A 17,770-nucleotide genomic window follows, 5' to 3' on the forward strand; every position below is an offset into this window, starting at 1 on the left:
TGATCTTTGTTCGTTCGGTGTTTCGTACCGCGAACAGTTGATATAATACTAAATCAGACGTCAGATGTCAACACTTTCTTTGACATTTTTTTCATTTTTTTATTATGCCTGAAAAAAGCCCCAAATATGGCTGTTATACTTATATATATAACTGCCCATATTCAAGGCTTCCGTCTGATATTCTCTATCTGTATATATTAAAACTTCTAGTTATTCTGGGTCAAATCTTCTGTCTTTGCTTCCAGCGTTGCTTTTACAGTCTTCTTAACATATTCACCTTTTTCATTTCTGTAGAATTCGATCTCGATCTCATCGCCAACCTTTCCACTTGCTATTTGACTTTGAAGATCTGTACTGTCTGAAATATCATTTCCATCAATACCTACAATGATATCACCTGTAAGAAGTCCGCATTTCTCTGCCGGAGATCCTTCACTTACCGAATATACATATACTCCTTCCGGCATATTCAGTCCTTCTGCATATTCAGATGTGATATTTTTAACGGTTACGCCAAGATATGTTGATCCTGATTTGGTTGTACTCTTGCCTGCAAGAATATCGTTGATGATATCCTGTATATCGGATATAGGAAGTGCGTAGCCCATTCCTTCTACTGTGCTGTCTACATATTTCGCTGTGTTCATACCGATCAGTTCGCCCTTCATATTTACAAGAGCACCACCACTGTTACCAGGGTTGATAGCTGCATCAGTCTGAAGAACCTTTACAGTTCCGTCATCTACACTAACTTCACGGTCAAGAGCACTGATATATCCTACTGTTACCGACTGTCCATATCCAAGTGCGTTACCAATGGCGATACATGGATCTCCGACTCTTAAGTTCTCGGATGAACCGATCGTGATCTCTTTGATCTGACTTAATGTGTCGTCCTTGATCTTCTTTAACGGAACGGTTACAACCGCTACATCATTTGATTCGTCATAGCCTTTTACTTCTGCACCGGCTGATTCACCATCTATAAATCCTGCTGATAATTCTTTTGCATTCTTTACTACATGATAGTTCGTCAGGATATAAAGGCTTGTTTCATCTTTTCCGATTATGATACCTGAGCCTGCTCCTGACTGCTCCTGCTCATAGGTATCAAACCAGTACTGATATGTTGTTACATATGTTCCTGTTATGGATACAATGGATGGCATTACAGTTGCACTTACATCTGCTACACTGCCGTCACCGGTGCTTCCGGAGGCATTTGCATCGAGCAAAGCGGAGCTTGTAGTTGTATCTGATCCGATCTGAACCGTCTGCTTTTCTTTCTTTAAGAACTTATCGCTGCCATACCGGACACCCTGGAAGACACAGCCTGCAACCAGTCCGAAGACAACTGCCGCAGCTATAGTCGTTGCCACCTTCTTTCCTGTACTTCTTCCACCGTTTGTTTTCTTCATTTCTTTCTTAGCTTTTTTATCTGCTTTCTTCTTTGCTGAGCGTACCATTTTTTCTGATTTTTTCTTTTCCTTCTCAGCAGCTTTCTGCATTGCTTTATTAACATTTTCGGAATAACCAGTCACATTCTGCGTGGAAGCACCTGTACCCTGTGCTGTATTTCCTGAAGGATTCGTATAAGCTGATGTATAGCCGGTCTGACTGTTATATCCTGCATGCTGATTACTGGAGTAAAATGCACCGCCAAAATACATATTCTGTCCCGGTGTTCCATGATACATGCTGTTCTGTGAGTTCTGCTGGTTATATGCATTTGTATTCTGTCCTGAACCGGTCTGTTCATATGCGTTGCTGCTTCCATAGGTCTGTCTATAGGAGCTGTTCTCATTCTGCATATTCATCTGTTCAGTCGTCTGTTCGGAAGCTGTCTGTGTCTGTTCCTGTGTCTGACCTTCTGAGTCGAACTGACAATCCTGTTCTTCTCTAAAATTCTCATCCATAATCAATCATCCTTTCTTTCTATGTAACAGCAGCTTTCTTTTGTTTACTGCTCTCTTTCTTATTTACAGGTTATACTATAATCTGTAATTGTGTAAGAAGTGTGTTTTCCATGTAGAAGAAATGTGTTTTTCGTGTATAAAAAATTTGAACAACTTACATCTATTTATGCTTGACTTCATATGGAAATTGAAATACAGTTTTTAATGACAGATTACAGAATGATTTTTATGGTATACAATATTTTTACATATATTATATAGAAATTGAGGTTTTAACTTATGTTCCGAGTATGGGGTAAAATAATGAAGGATAACCACCTGGTAAAGGATACGGTTGTCTGTATAGATGATGCATCTTTGACACGAACAAAAAAGGTATATAAAGCATTAGAGGAAATGTGCTATGAATTTGATCTGGCAAAACCGATCTGGCTGAAGAAAAATCAAAATGATTTTATTCTCCACGCAAGAACACGTTTCGATCATGATAATTTCGTAGAAGCGATCGAATTCGACTATCTGGATTTTCAGATTATTGAAGAGGATTATTAATATGTTTACTGTAAATGATATCGGGAAAAATTATAAAAAGAAAATGGTACTAAATCATATCTCCCTGCAAGTTGCACCCGGTGAATGTATCGGACTTCTGGGAATCAACGGTTCCGGAAAATCAACGCTGCTTGGTATTCTGTCCGGCGGACTCCGACAGGATCATGGCACTTATTCTTTTGACGAAACGGATAAAACGGTCAGCTTTCTTCCACAGGAAAATCCACTGATTCCGGAGCTGTCCGGTCTGGATAATCTGAAGCTCTGGTACTCCGGCAGATCTACCGAGCTAAACAGCACCTACAGCCTCTCTATCTTAAAAAGACTCGGTGTAGATGTTTTTCTCCATCAGAAGGTAAGTACAATGTCCGGTGGTATGAAGAAACGTCTGAGCCTTGCTATCTGTATGCTGGAGCAGCCGGATCTTTTATTACTGGATGAACCACTTGCTGCGTTAGATCTTCTCTGTAAAAAAGGAATTCTGGACTATCTGAAGGAATATACCGGAAATGGTGGCAGCATTATCGTTGCAACACATGAAGAAGATGCGCTCTCCATCTGTAATCGCATCTATATCTTAAAGGATGGTTTACTACAGGAAGCAAAAGGTACAGATTATGCGACCATGCTTCGTGCCTGATTCAGATTGGATGTGAATGTTCTTATGTTTTTTCGATTATTTCTAACAGACCTTAAAAGAATAAAACAGCGTTTTCTTCCGCTTGTCCTGATCACTCTCATTCTGGCAGTCGGACTCTCTGTCGTCGTTCTGCTGTCAAACCGGTTATTATATAATGAACAGACCATCGAACCGGTCAATGTCGGGTTGGTTGCCGATGCTTCTTCTCCTTATGCCAAGATGGCATATTCTATGGTAAGTGAAATGGACAGCTACCGGACTACCTGCCGTTTCATCGAGATAGCTTCCGAAGATCACGGCAGACAGATGCTTGAAAACGACGAAATCAAGGCGTTGATCATCATTCCCGATAATATCATCAACAGCATTATATACGGAGAGGACAATCCGATCACGGTCATTTATAATCAGGATGGTACTTTAGATACTTACACTCTAAATGAGGTATTCAAATCCACCTCATCAATGCTTGCTACTGCACAGGCTGCAACTACGATCATTTATCAGGGGGCATATCAAATGGGGCTTCCGGATACCGCACTAGAACAAATCGCAACGGATGCCGATAATCTCTACATGGATTATGTCTTATCCAGGACAGAGCTTTATATCAGAGAAGACTTACAGCTTACCGGAGCTTATACCCCTTATCAGTATTATATAGTATCCGGGCTGCTGCTTCTGCTGTTCTTCAGCGGAATCGTCTTTTTATCTTTTATAAAAGGGAATTCTGATACATTACGTCTTCGTCTGAAGCTTCATGGAATCACCGGAGCGCATATTATAATCAGTCAGTATCTGACACTTACGATCACATTATTTATGATCTATACGATACTGTTCTTTAGCTGTATGACCGGAGGTACGATCGGTCATTTTGCCCCTTTGCAGTTTCATATATCGGGATTCTTTGCCGGAATACCCGCGATCCTGTTTATCGGATTCGTTATCCTGCTGATCGGGTATCTGCCAACCGGATATTCCGGGGCATGCCTGCTGTTATTTTTGACAGCTTTCTTACTGGCTTATATCGGAGGCGGTATTGTTCCGGTCAGACTTCTGCCTGACTTCATCCAGAATTTTGCTGAACATACCCCGTATTATCAACTGTTAAACCACTTATGTAATGGGTTTTACCATTAATCGATGAAAGGACAACTGCTTATGCTGTTACGTCAATACAGAATCCTGTTAAAACGGACTTCAAAAAAATTCATCAATCTTCTGTTGCTGCTGATCATTCCGTTCACGGCATTCTATATAAAAAATTTGCCGGTGGAAGAAAAAAGCACGGTATTCATCTGTGGATATTATATGGAAGAATCAAACAGTTACCTGGCACAGGTGGAGCAGGAGCTCTCCGGACATCAGGACTGCTTTACTTTCGAGAAATGCAGTTCTATGGAGGAATTAAAGGATCAGGTTGCATCCGGGCGATATGACTGTGGATTTGCGTTTGACAATGGGTTTTCTGACGCATTTATACATGATATCAAGAACTGCCACATCCGCTTATACACTTCCCCATCTTCGATGTTCCAGTCAATTTTTTCCGAAACATTATTTGACCGGCTGTTGGATGCTTTCTCGCCGGCTATTGCCGTCAACTATCTGGCATCGAATTCTGCCACAAAAGACTTTTATCGGAGTTCTTTCCAGTCATATCTGGAAGATCAATACAGAAATTATATGAACAGTGATTCTGTCTTCCGGTTATCTGTCAATAATACAGGAGCCTATCACGGAACAACCGACCGCGTAGATCTGTTCCCGGTTCATGAATTTACCGGTTTTCTTCTGTTCTTATCTTCTCTGGTCGGTTTGCTGGTCTATCTGAAGGATCAGGATGAACACATCTATGACAGAGTATCCAAACGGAAAAGACTGCGTTTCTGTCTGACCGGTATTCTTGCTAATATAACACCGGTATGGCTGGTCAGTGTAGTTACGCTCTACTTATATGAGCAGCCGGAAGCCATCCTGCCATTTCTGTTAAAGATGTTCGGATATATACTGCTGTGTCTGCTGTTCACTTTTATCTGTCTGCTTATCTTCCGACATTATAAGCCGTTTGTATCGGCTCTTCCGGTTCTTGTAATCTGCACTTTGATCTTCTCGCCGATCTTCCTGCATCTGGAGGATTATGCGCCGATCCTGCGGTATCTGTCCTACCTCTTTCCGCCGACCTTTTTTTAGGGGAAACAAAAATAAGCTTGCCTGTAACGTTATATGATTAACTATGATGTTGTATCGTTTCTATTCGTCTAGCACAGCATATTTGTCAGCAGTCGCCCAAACTCACCCTTTCGGGTTCAAACATGGGCTTGGTGCTGACAGCTAGTGCAAGGCTCATAACGAAACTTATACAAATGTCATAATTAATCATATAGCGTCACAGGCAAGCTTATTTTATATTTGCTTTAAATTAATTGGCGCAAAAAGAATGAGCTCTGTTTATACGAATTTCTCGCCTTTTTCGTCGATGACAGCGCGGGCTGCTGTTGCTTCCGTAATCTTTTTTTCGATCATGGTTACATCGGCGACAGGAACTGCTGTATGGAAAGTTACATCTGCACCATATTCTGTATTCTCTATACTGATCTCATTTGTTGATAAGAGATACTGTACTTTGCCGGAATCATTATAGGAGCAGGTGATATCCATAAGCTTCATGCGCTGCATCTGGTGAATGCCGGCGTCTGCAAGGGCAAGCTTGGCAGCTTCTGTATATGCCCGGACAAGTCCTCCGGTTCCAAGCAGAGTACCACCGAAATATCTTGTAACCACAATGCAGATATCTGTTACCTGATTTCCCGATATCACTTCTAATATCGGCTTTCCTGCGGTTCCCTGCGGTTCTCCATCATCTGAAAAACGATAGAGGGTATTCTCTTTTCCAATCGCAAATGCATGACAGTTGTGTCGTGCATCATAATGTTTCTTCTTGACACTTTCGACAAATGCATACGCTTCTTCTTCCGAAGAAACCGGCTGTGCATAACCGATAAATCTGGATTTCTTCTCAACGATCTCATCGGTGCCCGGTGTCAGTATTGTATTATAAGAATCTACCATGATTGTTCCCGTCTATTTCCTGTCGGTATTTGTCGATAATAATTTGCTCAGCTCATTCATAAATGTATTCACATCTTTGAATTCTCTGTATACAGAAGCAAATCTTACATAAGCTACCTGATCCAGATCCTTGATCTTATCCATAACGATCTCACCGATCGTCGTACTCTCTACTTCTTTTGCTTCCAGATTAAAGATCTCGTTCTCGATATCATCGATGCATTTGGATATCTGTTCCGCTGATACCGGTCTTTTATGGCAGGATCTTATGATACCGGATTCAATCTTCTTCCTGTCATAGGTTTCTCTGTTCTTATCCTTTTTGATTACGATAAGCGGGATCGTCTCAACCTTTTCATACGTTGTGAAACGTCTGCCACAGGCATCGCACTGTCTTCTTCTTCGGATCGAACAGCCGTCATCCGCCGGTCTGGAATCTATAACTCTTGTATCATCAACATAACAAAATGGACATCTCATGTTTTTGCCTCCGTAAATCAGGGAACATCATTTTATCCCCTCTATTCTTTCTGCTACTAACTTTTACATATTCGTGGAGGAATGTCAACTAAAATAATATCCGGCCCGATCTTTACTACATTACAGAAATCAATGCGATACTCCTCGCAAGATCCAAAGCACCAGAAAATTTTTCCCTGCTCAGGAACAATTATCGTCTCAATTCTTCCGGAGCAGGGATCAAATTCAATATCTGCAACAAAGCCAAGTCGCTGGCAGTCCTTGCAGTTTATTACTTCTTTTTCTTTTAATTCACAAAACCTCATCTATATTCCCTTTTCAACAAAATCCACCTTCCGTATCATAATATGAAACAGAGAATATATTTAGACATATAAATTATCGGTTGCACCGATCTGCCTATGAATCAGTCACAGCAGTCAGGCTCTGAATCCGCTCACATTGATCAGCTTATGATCTTGACCGGACACTTTCTGGCACATGCGCCACAATGGGTACACTTATCATAATCAATATGTGCGAGGTTCTGATCTACCGATACCGCATCAAATTCACAGGATCTGACGCAGAGTGAACAGCCGATACAACCTGCTGAACAAACTGCCTTTACTTCTTTTCCTTTTTCCTTTGAATTACATCTGACACGATGAGGGGCATCATACGGAACCAGCTCGATCAGATGTCTTGGACAGACATCTACACACTTTCCGCACGCTTTACATTTTTCCTCATTTACAACTGCAATGCCATCTATAATATCAATCGCACCGAATTCACAAACAGCCTTGCAGGAACCATATCCTGTACAGCCATATGTACAGCCCTTTGGTCCGTTATTCGGACTGTTCTGTGCAAGAACACAGGTCTTTGGTCCAACGTAATCATAAACATCCTTTGCCTTCTCACAGTCACCTGCGCATTTGACAAAGGCTACATACTTGGTGCTTGCTGTATTCTCTACGCCGAGTGCTGCACTGATTGCCTCTGCAACGGCGGTTCCTCCAACCGGACATGCAGATGGCGGCATCTCACCCTTTGCAATGGCTGCTGCAAGACCATCACAGCCGGGATATCCGCATCCACCACAGTTATTTCCGGGAAGAAGTTCCCGCACCATAACTGCCTTCTCATCTACCGGAACTTTAAACTTTTCACCAGCTACACCAAGCAGAACACCAATGATAATACCAACGCCTGCTACAACTGCAACTGCGATCAGAATTGTTGTAATATCCATAACGATCCCTCCTTATATCAATCCGGCAAAGCCAAAGAACGCTATTGCCATCAGACCTGATGTGATCAGAACGATCGGAGTACCCTTAAATGCTTCCGGAATATCACTGTATTCCAGTTTCTCACGGATACCTGCAAGGATCGTAATTGAGATCGCAAAACCTACTGCTGAACCAAAGCCATTTACAATACTCTCAAGAATCGTATATTCATTCTGCACATTCGAAAGTGCGATACCAAGAACTGCACAGTTTGTTGTGATCAATGGAAGGTATACTCCGAGTGACTCGTATAAAGACTTCATATTCTTCTTTAAGAACATCTCTACAAACTGTACCAATGCTGCTATTACAAGAATGAACACAATCGTATTCAGATAATCCAATCCCAACGGAGAAAGAATTCCATAATAAACAATACTCGTTACTGCTGAAGCGATCGTCATAACAAATATAACGGCTCCGCCCATACCGGTCGCTGTGTTTACACTCTTTGATACACCAAGGAAAGGACACAGTCCAAGGAACTGGCTTAATATTACATTATTTACGAGGGCTGCTCCAACTGCCAATAATAAAATATGCATTATTTTCTACCTCCCCTTTTCTTATTCTTTTTATCTGCAGATTTTTCATCAAATTCCTGATATTTGTTTACCTGATCTGCACTTGCAACATCCGGTCTTACAAGCTTTGATGTGTCCACCGTATCGGATTCTTCCGATACGGCTTCCGCCTTCTCTGACTCTGAAACCGGATTGTCTGTCTCTGCGAGTACAACTGCATGTGGTACTCTGTTCAGATTTACCGGGATGTGGATTCTCGGTCTGTCAGACATCTCTTTCGCCACCTGAACCGGAGTCTGCTGTACAGTTGACGCTGTTTTCTCCTGAACCGGCTGCTGCGCTGATTGTGCTGCCTGTATCTGTGGCTCCTGTGATACCGGAACTGTCATCTCAGGCTCTGATGAAGCTGCCATCTGCGGCTGCATTGTACTCTGAGTAGCAGTCTGCTGTACGACCGGTGCCGACTGCATCTCCTGAACCGGTTGCTGCGCTGATGGTACTGACTGCACTGGTTGTGCCTGCTGTGCCGGCTGTCCTTCTTCCCGCTCTACCGGCTTCTTTGCTATCTTATCCGGGATCACAACCTTTTTCGACTGTGGTACCGGTGCTGTCGGCGTCTGTGCGACGGATGCCTTGCCGGCATTTGTCTGTGCATTAGCCTGAGTATCCTGCATAGCAGCCTTTCTTCCGGCACACATAATGTTTGCACATCCCATGCAGGCTTCCGGCTTACAGCTTACAGGGATCTCATCTCCATTTGCAAGTGCCTTTGCTGCCTTCTTCGCATTTCTCTTGTTGATCGTTGCGATGATAAAAGCAAGTACAAAGAATGCTCCCGGTGCAAGTACAAAGATTGTGATCGGCGTATATGTTGCAAGCACATCTCCGATTACTTTTCCTATTCCTGATGTCTTCTGAAGGAGGTTGCCTTCTCCGATAATCTGAAATCCAAATACACAGCCTTTTCCGATCAACTCACGGAACATACCGATCAGAGTAAGACCGATCGTAAATCCAAGTCCCATTCCAAGTCCGTCAAAGATTGACGGAAGGACTTTATTCTTAGAAGCATAGCTCTCTGCACGTCCAAGAATAATACAGTTTACTACGATCAGTGGAATATAGATTCCAAGACTGTCATTTAAGGACGGCAGATATGCCTGCATTAAAAACTGAATAACCGTTACAAAGGAAGCAATGATAACAATATAAGATGGTATTCTGACCTTTTCCGGTATCACCTTACGAAGCAGTGAGATAAACGCATTGCTTAATACCAGAATACACGTTGTAGAAAGTCCCATACCTGCCCCGTTGATCGCTGATGATGTAACCGCAAGTGTCGGACACATACCAAGCATCTGTACAAAGGTTGGATTTTCTTTCACGATACCATTGTATAAACGTTCTGTACATTTACCCATTAGTTTGCTCCTCCTTTCAGATAATCTGCATAGGAAAGTCCTGCATTTACTGCATTTGTAACTGCATTTGTCGTGATCGTCGCACCACTTAATGCATCGATCTCCTCATCCGATGCTGCACCGGATTTTGTATATTTAAACTGTGCTACATTTTTTCCTGCAAACTGTGATTTAAACTCATCTGTATCTGCCTGCATACCAAGGCCCGCTGTCTCACTTAATGACAGGAAGGAGATACCGTTTGTAGTTCCATCCTCTGCCACACCAAGGGCAAGCTGAAGATCTCCGCCATATGCCTCATGGGATGTAATAACAAATACATAACCAAGTGCATTTCCGTCTTTATCACAGGCAATTACTGCCTCATCTATATCTGCCTTATAGCCTTTATCCGAAAGCCATGTAGCTGCAGTCTCACTGTCGAAGCCATCTACCGTCCGGAAGTTATCCGCCTCTGTAAATACTTCCCGGTATGCGTCCTCCTTTGCCTGCTGTTCTGCCTGCTCGATCGGCTTCTTTGTGATCTGCTGTACATATGCGAGCACACCGCCGGCAACAAGTGTAATGACAAGGATCGCTACCGTTGCGATCACGATAGACTTCTTATCCATCTTCTTACCGTCTGCTGCCGATCCGCCTTCTTCCTTCTGAAGCTCAGCACCCTTACCAAATGACTTCGGTTGTGTAAACCGTTCGATCAACGGAACAAGAAGGTTCGAAATAATGATCGCATAGGATACACCTTCTGCCGATCCGCCATAGATTCGGAACAGGAAGGTCAGGAGTCCAAGGATAATACCAAATACAACCTTGCCCTTCTTCGTAATAGGTGAGGTCACATAATCGGTCGCCATAAAGAAAGCACCTAACATCAGACCACCACCGCAAAGGTGCGCTGCCAGATATAATGGCTCAAAGCCCATACCGGAAGCAAGGGAATACAGGAATATAAATACAGAAAATGTTCCGATATAAACGCATGGGATGATCGGGCTGATCACCTTACGAATAATCAGATATAAACCACCGACCAACAGACAGATTGCAGATGTCTCACCGATCGTACCTGCGATTCTTCCGATAAACATATCTAATACATCTACTGTTCCGCCACTCTTTAATATCGCAAGTGGGGTCGCTGTTGTGACTCCATCATATGTAAATGTAGTCATCTTTCCCGCAAATGATATTAACAGGAAACATCTGGCTCCAAGTGCCGGATTCATAAAGTTCTGACCCAGACCACCAAATAACTGCTTCACTATAATAATAGCAAATGCGCTTCCGAGTATCGCCATCCATACCGGAACCTCCGGTGAAAGATTCAATGCCAGAAGCAGGCCTGTTACGACTGCACTGAAATCTTTTACAGTACTATTCCTGTGCAGGAGCATTTCCACACCCCATTCAAAAAAGATACAGGATGCTATACAGGTTAAGATCAGCACAAATGCTTTTGTTCCAAAATTATATACACCAAACACACTCGCCGGCAGTAACGCAATGATTACGTCCAGCATCAGGGATGATGTCGTTTTCCGATCTCTGACGTGCGGAGATGCGGAAATCTTCAATGTTGTTTCTTCCATGTCTCCACCTCCTACCTCTTCTTACTTGCCAGAATGTTCTTTCTGGTTCCTGCTATTGTCTGTGTCAGATGTCTCTTGGCAGGACATACATAAGAACAACAGCCACACTCACAGCATTCCATACCATCATGTTTTAAGAATGCATCTATATTGCCATGCTCTGCATATTTTGCAAGATCTGACGGAATAATTCTTCCCGGACAGACATCCACGCATCTTCCGCAACGGATACATGCAGATGGCTCCCAGTCCTGAACCTCATCATGTGTCATACAAAGAAGTGCCGACAGTCCTTTTACTGCCGGAACATCGAGTGAGAACATCGCTTTACCCATCATAGGTCCACCCGCAATGATCTTCTCCGGCAGCTTGCCATCCTTAAAACCGCCTGCTGCTTCTATGATCTCCCGACAGCTTGTACCATTATGAACCAGCAGATTACATGGATTAACGATAGCATCACCTGTAACCGTTACGATTCTGGTGTACAGTGGCTTACCCTCGATCACCGCTTCATAGATGGAAACGATCGTATCTGTATTATGTACGATACAGCCCGCATCTGCCGGAAGCATCTTGGAATTCACATATCTTCCTGTCGTTGCATATATCAACTGACGTTCCGCGCCCTGTGGATATTTGGTTTTTAAGACCTTTACCTCGATCTTATCGTTATCAGCCAGATGCTCGGAGATCTTTGCGATCGCTTCCGGCTTATTGTCTTCGATCGCGATAATTCCCTTTGCTTTATCAAACAGATTTACACAGATCTGAAGTCCAAGGATCAGCTTTTCTGTCTCCTCTAACATTCTTCTGTAATCAGATGTCAGATACGGTTCACACTCCGCACCGTTTACAATGATATATTCGATATCATCTTCATTTTTCGGCGACAACTTTACATGAGATGGGAAACCTGCACCACCCATTCCGACGATACCTGCCTCCTTGATCATATCCTTGATGTCTTCTCTGTAGAGTGTAGAGAGATCTCTCACATTCTCAGAGAAATCAATCGTTTCAAATAAACCGTCATTCTCTATTACGATTGAATTTACTTTATTACCGCCATTTGTCATCCTCGGTTCGATCATTTTTACCGTTCCTGAGATTGAAGAATGGATATTTGCCGAAACAAATCCTCCTGCCTCTGCAATCTTCTGTCCTACCAGTACACGGTCGCCACGCTTTACGATCGGAACAGCCGGTGCACCTATATGCTGACTGAGCGGATAAACACACTCTCCCTTTGGAAGATATTCTCTGACAGGCTTGTCTTTTGTTAGATCTTTGCCTTCATATGGATGAATACCACCCGAAAAAGTTAATAAACCCATCTGCATACCTCTTTCTCTCGTTATTCTTATCAATTCATTCTCTGTTATCGAGAAAAACTAATCATATAATAATACTTCACAGGGTCAAAAACAACCCTAAAACTTGCCAATCTGACCGCCAACCGCCCGTATGACAAATGCTGCCGCAAGACCGATCAGAACTCCCGCGATCGTTCCGGAGACCAGTAAAACCGGAGCATATATCAGGATATTTTGATTCTTTATCACCAGATATGCAACGATAAGCTGACCGACATTATGTCCGACACCTCCAAGAATACTCGTTCCCGTTGTTGAAAAGAATCCGAGCTTAACGGAGATCCACATAAACAGCATACTGACTGCTGCTCCGGCAAGACTGTATATCATAACGGTAAAATTGCCAAATAATAAAGACGACAGGAAGATACGGAGCGCGGATACCAAAACCGCATCCGCAAGTCCAAGCTTGCACAGCACTACAATAGTTACAATATTGGCAAGTCCGATCTTGATTCCCGGTACCGCGATATCGATTCGGATAAAGGATTCGATATATGAAAACACCATTGCAACCGCAATAAACATTCCAAGCTGTGCTATCATTCCTGCGCTGTTGTGCGTCTTTTTCTGTCTCTTTCTATTTGTAGATTTTTTTTGGGAAGTTTTTTGTTTCTGGCCCATCTTTTCTTTCTATTATCCCTTTCCTGCTATACTATGAACGGATCTTATCGATTATCATATTCTGATTCCTGTCCAACATCACCTTCCACCTGAATCACCAGCTTATGCGGCAGGCAGACAATATTCTCTCCGGTCTTCGATATCTTCCCCATACGAATACATACCTGATCCGGACAGTCTGCATCTGTTACATACGCCATGCCATTCTCTATCACCAGCGTATTTGTTCCTTTTGCGGTCTGAATCTCTTTCGTGGTATCTGTATCCAGATCATATCTGCCGATTTCTTTCTGATCTACATATATAACAACCTGACTGCCTTTTTTCTGACCCAGCCGGATAACTCCATAACCGGCAATTCCTAAAAGGATCATCATAAGTGCCAGAATGATATCTCTTTTTTTAATCATTTTACTTTATAGTCTCCATTTGTTATCGTGAACTGTTTTCCTGCCTGCTCTGTCATATGTATATTCTTATCCTCATCAATCAGAATCGCATCTGCGTCAAAGCTTTTTACAAGCTTAAGTGCCTGATCCACAGGAAGCAGAATACACATCGTTGATAAGGCATCACTTAATGCTCCGCTTTCACAGATCACTGTCGCTGATATCGTTCCGGTGTCTGCCGGGTATCCGGTCTTTGGATTTAAGATATGATGATACCGTTTTCCATCCTGAATAAAATACTTCTCATAATCTCCGGATGTTGATATATAGACCGGATGCTTGTCTGACCGGACTTCTATGGTTCCCATCATATCATTTTCAGTTCCTCTCGGATCTCGAATACCGATCCGGAAAACGGAACCATCCGGCTTTGCGCCGTAGCATAAGGCGCTGCCGCCGACTGCCACACAAGCGCCTTCCACCTGATTTTCTTCAAGGTTTTCTGCCACCCGGTCACAGGCAATGCCTTTTCCCATCGCACCGAAATCAAGGCTTAAGCCTGCTTCATCAAACAGCACATACCATGTTCCATTCTCTGAAAGATCACTTACCTGTGTCAGCTCTTTCCCCTGTTCATCTACGATATGCACTTTCGAATCGTCAACTGCCGAACAGGCTTCTTCTATCTTCTGAGTCTCCGGTACTTGCTTCTTTCCGTCTTCGATACCCCAGCAGGATGCTAACGGTCGGATCGTGAGTGCCAGCAGATCATCCCCCGCTTCGCTTACCTCCCTTTCCTGTAAGACCGCATATGCAAGGTCATAGCTTATCTCATAAGGCTCTCCTGCCTTATATTCATGATTCACACGGTATACCTCTGAGCCTTCTATCCGCCATGAGATCTGTTCACGCTCCAGTCTGCTTACACAGTCGATCACTGCATCCGCATCCTGTCTACCCTGATCCGAATAGACCGATACCGTAACTGCAGTTCCCATGGCAAATCCGGTCGTCGTATACCCTTCTTTTTTCTGATTATCCTTTCCGGTATAAAAGATAAACGCAATTACCAGCCCGATACACAATATGCCTGATAATAATGCAAGTTTATTCTTCAAAGCATTTATTCCTCCATATATAACAGCCACTACAGGCTTAAACGCACTTTGCAAACTTATTCACAGGAACATCACCCGTGTAAATAAAAAGAGCTGTTGCCGACCACGGTTCCAGCTCTCTTTTTGTCTCTGTCCGCAAAGCTCCTCGCTCCGCAGCTTTTTCTATCCTCTGTAATATTTCAGGATCGCAGCTATATCAAAATATCTGCTTCCAAAATCTTTATAAATGGCATTCTTCGTCATCGCATAGACAAATACATCACCCTGACCCTTAATTCCGTCTAAAGCAGATGGCTCGATTGCAACTGCAAAATCATCAAAGTGAAGTGCAAGTGTAAAGCCCTCTGTATAATATGTATTATACAGATTCATCACTGTGAGCTCTGTCTCCGGTGTGATCGTCATATCTGAGATCGTAAGGCTGTTACCTCTTGGAATATTCATATATACCTCAGCTTTCATTTCTTTACCGAAGGAAAGCTTTACGGATACAGGATCTTCCGTCGCACGAATGCTTTTCAGAACCTCTGCTGCTTCGGCCGGTATTGCTCCCGGTGTCTTCGTGCAGTCTACAACTTCACGTCCTGCCATATATTTCTTATCCAGAATGTTGACACATTTTACAATCTTGTTGTCATTTCCCGGATTCGGTAATATGCTGGCAACCTTGTAATAGTCTTCGTTCTCTAAGATCTCCTTGAACAATAAGCTCTTAATATCATAAAACTTTGCCAGCATTACAGGCTTGTAGTCCATGTACTTGATTGCTGACCGTATTTCATTTATATCTCTGATTTCCATTTGTATATTGTCTCCACTTCATTCAAATTTGTTCCGCTCAAATCATACATCCATTTTCTGATCTTTGCAACCCGGTTTTTAATGGAATTCCTGACAGACCAGTTCTCGCAGTCGATATCGGAAAGCTTTCTCGTATTCCTCGTCTTCATCGACGCTGTGATTTACCTCCTCAAAACAGGCTTTGCGGATAGCTTCCTGTGTAAATATCGTAGGGCTTTCGTCGTCTCTGCCCCAGTAGAACACTGCACCATCAATACTTTCATTTCCATAGATCTCCTGCATCCGGCTGATGCAGCTCTCATCTCCCAGGAACACATGACAGATACCGGCTAATGATTTACAGAGAACCTCTGCATTGATCGTATATCCGTCAAAATCCTGCGCCCAATCCGGAATCTGCTCCGGCTTATCTACAAGGATCACCGGAAGACTTCTACCATCATGCGAAAGAAGATTTTTAAGTTGGTCCGCGGATATCGGAACCGCTTCGGTGTCTTCATCCATAAATACACCCGCATCCAGGAATCCGACCTGATTAAATATATCCCGCATAAACTTCGGTCGATTATACCGGCGCTCTCTGGAATAGATATTCTCACAGATATGACGGCAGGTCAGATACAATCCATCGCTTTCTTTTCGGAGTTCTGCAACCACATGCCAGATCATACCGGCTTCTTCATTGCTGATCGTCTGCATATCCATTAGAAAATATTCCTTCTCTGCAACAACCTTTAACTTATACCCCATCACTTCATAAGAAACAGACTCCATTTTTTTTGGCATCTGTCCAAATATCAGGGAGATATGCTGGTACGCCCATTCGTATATGATCTCACTTGCCCGGTCAAATCCGTCATCCCGTATCCGTATCGTCTGGTCAAATACCAGATCCGATACCAGCGGCCGGATCTCCTGCTTGATCTCCTTGTTCAACACCCTGCCGAACTGTTCTCTGTCAAGCTGTGCTGATATGAATTCGTCATTTACCACTTCTTTATTAATGAGGTAGATTACCCTATTCGGCGACAATACCTTCTGATATTTTTTATTCAGCAGAATATTTACAAGCTGCTGCTTGGATACCGCCCAGAACTTCTCTACCACCTCGGGATGTTCATCAAAATATGCACGGACCTCAGGCTTGATCTTATCCTGTGTAATCTTTAACCGGTATTTGCTTCGGATCGCATTTTCCCAGTTTTTCTTGATATACTGGTCTCTGGCCAGATTATCGAAGATCTGCACGATTGACCAGTCGCACAGCTCTAGGTTTGCGATAATACTGTTCATCATGCGGGCATCCTTCTCCTGTCCGTCCCACAGACTGCTTCTGTTATCATCGAAGCCTTCATCCATTTTATACTTATACCGCATCTCATGCTCGATCTCATGCCAACCCTCAAACAGAACCGTTCTGAGCTGAACCTCAAAGGTCCGGTCAAACGGCTGCTCCCACAACTGATCGGATATATTGATCAGATATTTGCTTGGGATCTTAAATACACCATTGCACTTCTGGGCTTCAAACCGGTTCTCTTCCCATGCTGTCTTTGACCAATTATCTACCATAAAGGTGTCTTCGAGCAGTGCTTCACTGATCCTGATATCTTCTGTATAAAATAAATTAATACGGATACCGATCAGATCCTGTATCTTCTTATCATCTTTTCCCGTGCCATATTTTCCTGTATCTAACTTACGCTGTAATGACGTCAGTGTCTTTACTCTCGACATGCTGTGAAAATAGATTCCGGCATTTCTGAGCTTCGTCATCAATGTCTGTTCCAGCTTCGTTCTTACATCATTCAATTCCTGAATATCTTTGTCACTGATCAGTGCAAAAGACTCATTATTACGTTCCATGTAACCACCTGCTTTTCAAATAACTTTCACCCGTAAAAAACGCACAAAAATACACTATTATGATACCATTTTATTCCCTTGTCAGTCAATTTTTATGGCATAACCTTTTTCTAAATTTT

17 protein-coding genes and 2 pseudogenes are annotated in these 17,770 nt (G+C 42.9%); 4 read left to right on the forward strand and 15 right to left on the reverse strand.

What is annotated here, in order from left to right:
* Positions 1-206 precede the first annotated feature (206 nt).
* Positions 207-1,916, reverse strand: a complete 1,710-nt coding sequence (locus GT641_RS03875) for a trypsin-like peptidase domain-containing protein (protein WP_243143687.1) — start codon at positions 1,914-1,916, stop codon at positions 207-209.
* 279 nt (positions 1,917-2,195) lie between these two features.
* On the opposite strand from GT641_RS03875, the gene GT641_RS03880 reads away from it, so the two are divergent.
* Genes GT641_RS03880 through GT641_RS03895 form a run of 4 tightly spaced genes read left to right on the forward strand, consistent with a single transcriptional unit; the run spans position 2,196 to position 5,304 of the window.
* A complete protein-coding gene (locus GT641_RS03880) occupies positions 2,196-2,468 on the forward strand; it encodes a hypothetical protein (protein WP_008402855.1) in 273 nt (90 codons plus the stop codon).
* Position 2,469: 1 nt separating this feature from the next.
* Positions 2,470-3,108: an ATP-binding cassette domain-containing protein gene (locus tag GT641_RS03885; protein WP_161116867.1), complete on the forward strand. Its 639-nt coding sequence runs from the start codon at positions 2,470-2,472 to the stop codon at positions 3,106-3,108.
* 24 nt (positions 3,109-3,132) lie between these two features.
* A complete protein-coding gene (locus GT641_RS03890; protein WP_161116868.1) occupies positions 3,133-4,251 on the forward strand; it encodes an ABC transporter permease in 1,119 nt (372 codons plus the stop codon).
* Between the two features lie 21 nt (positions 4,252-4,272).
* On the forward strand, positions 4,273-5,304 hold the full coding sequence (locus GT641_RS03895; RefSeq protein ID WP_161116869.1) for an ABC transporter permease: 1,032 nt from the start codon (positions 4,273-4,275) through the stop codon (positions 5,302-5,304).
* A 258-nt stretch (positions 5,305-5,562) separates the two neighbouring features.
* Here the strand turns inward: GT641_RS03895 and GT641_RS03900 are convergent, their stop codons facing one another.
* From GT641_RS03900 to GT641_RS03960, 14 genes and pseudogenes are all read right to left on the reverse strand, one after another.
* Entirely contained in the window at positions 5,563-6,183 is a 621-nt protein-coding gene (locus tag GT641_RS03900; protein ID WP_161116870.1) for a YigZ family protein, read from the reverse strand.
* 12 nt (positions 6,184-6,195) lie between these two features.
* Positions 6,196-6,663 (reverse strand): transcriptional regulator NrdR, encoded by a 468-nt coding sequence (nrdR, locus tag GT641_RS03905; protein ID WP_008402860.1) that lies wholly within the window; start codon positions 6,661-6,663, stop codon positions 6,196-6,198.
* 56 nt (positions 6,664-6,719) lie between these two features.
* Positions 6,720-6,968 carry a YlmC/YmxH family sporulation protein gene (locus GT641_RS03910; RefSeq protein ID WP_008402861.1) on the reverse strand — a complete coding sequence of 83 codons (249 nt, stop codon included), beginning with the start codon at positions 6,966-6,968 and terminating at the stop codon, positions 6,720-6,722.
* Positions 6,969-7,108: 140 nt separating this feature from the next.
* The gene (locus GT641_RS03915; RefSeq protein WP_008402862.1) at positions 7,109-7,900 is read right to left on the reverse strand and encodes an RnfABCDGE type electron transport complex subunit B; all 792 of its coding nucleotides are present in this window, start codon (positions 7,898-7,900) and stop codon (positions 7,109-7,111) included.
* Positions 7,901-7,912: 12 nt separating this feature from the next.
* Positions 7,913-8,488 (reverse strand): RnfABCDGE type electron transport complex subunit A, encoded by a 576-nt coding sequence (locus tag GT641_RS03920; RefSeq protein ID WP_117785396.1) that lies wholly within the window; start codon positions 8,486-8,488, stop codon positions 7,913-7,915.
* A gap of 743 nt (positions 8,489-9,231) precedes the next feature.
* Positions 9,232-9,888, reverse strand: a pseudogene (locus GT641_RS13155) (electron transport complex subunit E); the annotation flags it as partial.
* Complete coding sequence (locus tag GT641_RS13160; protein ID WP_243104387.1) at positions 9,888-10,499, reverse strand: RnfABCDGE type electron transport complex subunit G; 612 nt, start codon at positions 10,497-10,499, stop codon at positions 9,888-9,890. The gene GT641_RS13160 and the pseudogene GT641_RS13155, both read right to left, overlap by 1 nt.
* A 42-nt stretch (positions 10,500-10,541) precedes the next feature.
* Positions 10,542-11,477: pseudogene (locus tag GT641_RS13165) on the reverse strand (RnfABCDGE type electron transport complex subunit D); the annotation flags it as partial.
* Positions 11,478-11,488: 11 nt separating this feature from the next.
* Positions 11,489-12,814, reverse strand: a complete 1,326-nt coding sequence (rsxC, locus tag GT641_RS03935; protein WP_044946183.1) for an electron transport complex subunit RsxC — start codon at positions 12,812-12,814, stop codon at positions 11,489-11,491.
* A gap of 96 nt (positions 12,815-12,910) precedes the next feature.
* Positions 12,911-13,477 carry a Gx transporter family protein gene (locus GT641_RS03940; RefSeq protein WP_119962666.1) on the reverse strand — a complete coding sequence of 189 codons (567 nt, stop codon included), beginning with the start codon at positions 13,475-13,477 and terminating at the stop codon, positions 12,911-12,913.
* Between the two features lie 44 nt (positions 13,478-13,521).
* Positions 13,522-13,887, reverse strand: coding sequence for a NusG domain II-containing protein (locus GT641_RS03945; RefSeq protein ID WP_161116873.1), 366 nt, complete (start codon positions 13,885-13,887; stop codon positions 13,522-13,524).
* Positions 13,884-14,984, reverse strand: coding sequence for an FAD:protein FMN transferase (locus GT641_RS03950; RefSeq protein ID WP_161116874.1), 1,101 nt, complete (start codon positions 14,982-14,984; stop codon positions 13,884-13,886). Before GT641_RS03950 ends, GT641_RS03945 begins: the two co-directional genes overlap by 4 nt.
* A gap of 162 nt (positions 14,985-15,146) precedes the next feature.
* On the reverse strand, positions 15,147-15,785 hold the full coding sequence (locus GT641_RS03955) for a hypothetical protein (protein ID WP_161116875.1): 639 nt from the start codon (positions 15,783-15,785) through the stop codon (positions 15,147-15,149).
* Positions 15,786-15,863: 78 nt separating this feature from the next.
* Complete coding sequence (locus GT641_RS03960) at positions 15,864-17,651, reverse strand: hypothetical protein (RefSeq protein WP_161116876.1); 1,788 nt, start codon at positions 17,649-17,651, stop codon at positions 15,864-15,866.
* Between the last annotated feature and the right edge of the window lie 119 nt (positions 17,652-17,770).

This window comes from Clostridium sp. BIOML-A1 (genome assembly GCF_009874105.1).
GTDB lineage: Bacteria > Bacillota > Clostridia > Lachnospirales > Lachnospiraceae > Coprococcus.

What these genes read in the sequence shown, in the direction of transcription:
- GT641_RS03900 (WP_161116870.1), bottom strand. Translation starts at nt 6,183, where the DNA reads ATGGTAGATTCTTATAATACAATACTGACACCGGGCACCGATGAGATC.
- GT641_RS03880 (WP_008402855.1), top strand. Translation starts at nt 2,196, where the DNA reads ATGTTCCGAGTATGGGGTAAAATAATGAAGGATAACCACCTGGTAAAG.
- GT641_RS03875 (WP_243143687.1), bottom strand. Translation starts at nt 1,916, where the DNA reads ATGGATGAGAATTTTAGAGAAGAACAGGATTGTCAGTTCGACTCAGAA.
- GT641_RS03915 (WP_008402862.1), bottom strand. Translation starts at nt 7,900, where the DNA reads ATGGATATTACAACAATTCTGATCGCAGTTGCAGTTGTAGCAGGCGTT.
- GT641_RS03955 (WP_161116875.1), bottom strand. Translation starts at nt 15,785, where the DNA reads ATGGAAATCAGAGATATAAATGAAATACGGTCAGCAATCAAGTACATG.
- GT641_RS13160 (WP_243104387.1), bottom strand. Translation starts at nt 10,499, where the DNA reads ATGGATAAGAAGTCTATCGTGATCGCAACGGTAGCGATCCTTGTCATT.
- GT641_RS03890 (WP_161116868.1), top strand. Translation starts at nt 3,133, where the DNA reads ATGTTTTTTCGATTATTTCTAACAGACCTTAAAAGAATAAAACAGCGT.
- GT641_RS03940 (WP_119962666.1), bottom strand. Translation starts at nt 13,477, where the DNA reads ATGGGCCAGAAACAAAAAACTTCCCAAAAAAAATCTACAAATAGAAAG.
- GT641_RS03895 (WP_161116869.1), top strand. Translation starts at nt 4,273, where the DNA reads ATGCTGTTACGTCAATACAGAATCCTGTTAAAACGGACTTCAAAAAAA.
- GT641_RS03885 (WP_161116867.1), top strand. Translation starts at nt 2,470, where the DNA reads ATGTTTACTGTAAATGATATCGGGAAAAATTATAAAAAGAAAATGGTA.
- rsxC (WP_044946183.1), bottom strand. Translation starts at nt 12,814, where the DNA reads ATGGGTTTATTAACTTTTTCGGGTGGTATTCATCCATATGAAGGCAAA.
- GT641_RS03910 (WP_008402861.1), bottom strand. Translation starts at nt 6,968, where the DNA reads ATGAGGTTTTGTGAATTAAAAGAAAAAGAAGTAATAAACTGCAAGGAC.
- GT641_RS03945 (WP_161116873.1), bottom strand. Translation starts at nt 13,887, where the DNA reads ATGATTAAAAAAAGAGATATCATTCTGGCACTTATGATGATCCTTTTA.
- GT641_RS03960 (WP_161116876.1), bottom strand. Translation starts at nt 17,651, where the DNA reads ATGGAACGTAATAATGAGTCTTTTGCACTGATCAGTGACAAAGATATT.
- nrdR (WP_008402860.1), bottom strand. Translation starts at nt 6,663, where the DNA reads ATGAGATGTCCATTTTGTTATGTTGATGATACAAGAGTTATAGATTCC.